Origin of the sequence: Streptomyces prunicolor NBRC 13075 (assembly GCF_000367365.1) — a bacterium.
GTDB classification, from domain to species: domain Bacteria; phylum Actinomycetota; class Actinomycetes; order Streptomycetales; family Streptomycetaceae; genus Streptomyces; species Streptomyces prunicolor.
On sequence record NZ_BARF01000071.1, the window covers coordinates 1 to 2,740 of the forward strand.

1 protein-coding gene is annotated in these 2,740 nt (G+C 69.2%); it reads left to right on the plus strand.

What is annotated here, in order from left to right; translation table 11 throughout:
• Positions 1 to 83 precede the first annotated feature (83 nt).
• Entirely contained in the window at positions 84 to 2,699 is a 2,616-nt protein-coding gene (locus SPR02S_RS30670) for a glycosyltransferase family 1 protein (protein ID WP_019060856.1), read from the plus strand.
• The last annotated feature ends 41 nt before the right edge of the window (positions 2,700 to 2,740 follow it).

Genomic DNA, 2,740 nt, shown 5'->3' on the forward strand with positions numbered 1-2,740 from the left:
GGGCGACACCATCGCCGGTACCGTCATCACACACGACGACACACATAGCCGTGTGTCATCCAGCGAAGCGCCGAGGTGGAGCTGTGAAGGCGATCCGTCGATTCACCGTCCGTCCCGTTCTCCCCGAACCCCTCCGACCTCTCAGTGATCTGGCGCGCAATCTGCGCTGGTCCTGGCACGCCGACACGCGTGATCTCTTCCAGTCCGTCGATCCCGAGCGCTGGGCCGCCTCGGAACACGATCCCGTACGACTCCTCGGCAGCGTCTCCGCCGAGCGGCTCGCGGAGCTGGCCGAGGACGGCCGTTTCCTGCGCCGGCTCACCGAGGTCGCCGGTGATCTCGCCGACTACGTGGGCGGTGACCGCTGGTACCAGACCCACCCCGGTGAACTGCCCGTCGCCGTCGCCTACTTCTCACCGGAGTTCGGTGTCACGGCCGCCCTGCCGCAGTACTCCGGCGGCCTCGGTATCCTCGCCGGCGACCATCTCAAATCGGCCAGCGATCTCGGCGTGCCGCTGATCGGCGTCGGACTCCTGTACCGGCACGGCTACTTCCGCCAGTCGCTGTCCCGGGACGGCTGGCAGCAGGAGCACTATCCCGTCCTCGATCCCAACGAGCTCCCGGTGGCGCTGCTGCGGGAGGAGGACGGCTCTCCGGCCCAGGTCTCCCTGGCGCTGCCCGGCGGGCGTTCGCTGCGCGCCCGGATCTGGCTCGCGCAGGTCGGCCGGGTGCCGCTGCTGATGCTGGACTCGGACGTCGAGGAGAACGACGTCGGCGAGCGCGGCGTGACCGACGTTCTCTACGGCGGCGGGAGTGAACACCGGCTGCTCCAGGAGATGTTGCTCGGCATAGGGGGTGTGCGGGCGGTCCGGACGTACTGTCGCCTCACCGGTCACCCCGAGCCCGAGGTGTTCCACACGAACGAGGGACACGCGGGCTTCCTCGGCCTGGAGCGGATCGCCGAACTCTGCGACGCGGGGCTGGACTTCGACGCGGGCCTGGAGGCGGTGCGGGCCGGCACGGTGTTCACCACGCATACCCCCGTCCCGGCCGGAATCGACCGTTTCGACCGGGAGTTGGTGGCCACCCACTTCGGTCCCGAGGCCGAACTCCCGCGCATGGACGTCGGAAACATCCTGCGACTGGGAATGGAGACCTACCCGGGCGGCGAACCCAACCTGTTCAACATGGCCGTGATGGGCCTGCGGCTGGGCCAACGGGCCAACGGCGTCTCCCTGTTGCACGGTCAGGTGAGCCGCGAGATGTTCTCCGGTCTCTGGCCGGGGTTCGACGCCGAGGAGGTGCCGATCACCTCCGTGACCAACGGGGTGCACGCGCCGACCTGGGTCGCCCCCGAGGTGTTCCGGCTCGGGGCGCGGCAGATCGGCGCCCAGCGCACGGAGGATGCGCTGACGGTGGGCGGCTCGGACCGTTGGGACGCGGTCGCGGAGATCCCGGACCAGGACATCTGGGAGCTGCGCCGCGATCTGCGCGAACAGCTGGTGGTGGAGGTACGGGAACGGCTCCGCGCGTCCTGGCGTCAACGCGGCGCCGGATCAGCCGAGTTGGGGTGGATCGACGGCGTGCTCGACCCCGACGTCCTCACGATCGGATTCGCGCGCCGCGTCCCGTCGTACAAACGCCTGACGCTGATGCTGCGCGACCGCGACCGGCTGATGGATCTGCTCCTGCACCCCGACCACCCGATCCAGATCGTGGTGGCGGGCAAGGCGCATCCGGCGGACGACGGGGGCAAGCGGCTGGTGCAGGAGTTGGTGAAGTTCGCCGACGATCCGCGCGTCCGGCACCGGATCGTCTTCCTCCCCGACTACGGCATGGCGATGGCGCAGAAGCTGTACCCCGGCTGCGACATCTGGCTCAACAACCCGCTGCGTCCGCTGGAGGCGTGCGGCACGAGCGGTATGAAGGCGGCGCTCAACGGCTGCCTCAACCTCTCTGTCCTGGACGGCTGGTGGGACGAATGGTTCCAGCCCGACTTCGGCTGGGCCATCCCCACGGCGGACGGCACCGGCACGGATCCCGACCACCGGGACGACGTGGAGGCCGCGGCGCTCTACGACCTCCTGGAGCAACGCGTCACCCCGCGTTTCTATGAACGCGGCCAGGACGGGCTGCCGGACCGGTGGATCGAGATGGTCCGCCAGACGTTGACGTTGCTGGGGCCGAAGGTGCTGGCGGGGCGGATGGTCCGGGAGTACGTGGAGCGGCTGTACGCGCCGGCCGCGCATGCCCACCGGGCGATGACGCCGGACGCGGCGCGTGAACTGGCCGCGTGGAAGGGGCGGGTGCGCTCCGCTTGGCACGGGGTGACTGTCGATCACGTGGAGACTTCTGCGGCTACGGCCACTGCGGAACTCGGTACGACGTTGAATCTCCGGGTGCGGGTGGGGCTGGGTGGGCTTGCTCCGGATGATGTGGAAGTGCAGGCGGTTTCGGGGCGGGTGGATCCGGAGGATCGGATCGGGGATGCGGTGACGGTTCCCTTGAAGCCGGTGGGTTCGGATGCGGAGGGGCACTGGTTGTACGAGGGGCCGCTTGCCCTTGATCGGACCGGGCCCTATGGGTATACGGTCCGGATTCTGCCTGCGCATCGATTGCTGGCGTCCGGTGCGGAGTTGGGGTTGGTGGCGGTGCCTTTGGAGGACGGGGTGGAGGGTGCGGGGGTGTTGATGCGGTAGTGGTTGAAGTCCGGTGCTTGGCTGCGGGTCCGGTGGGGGCT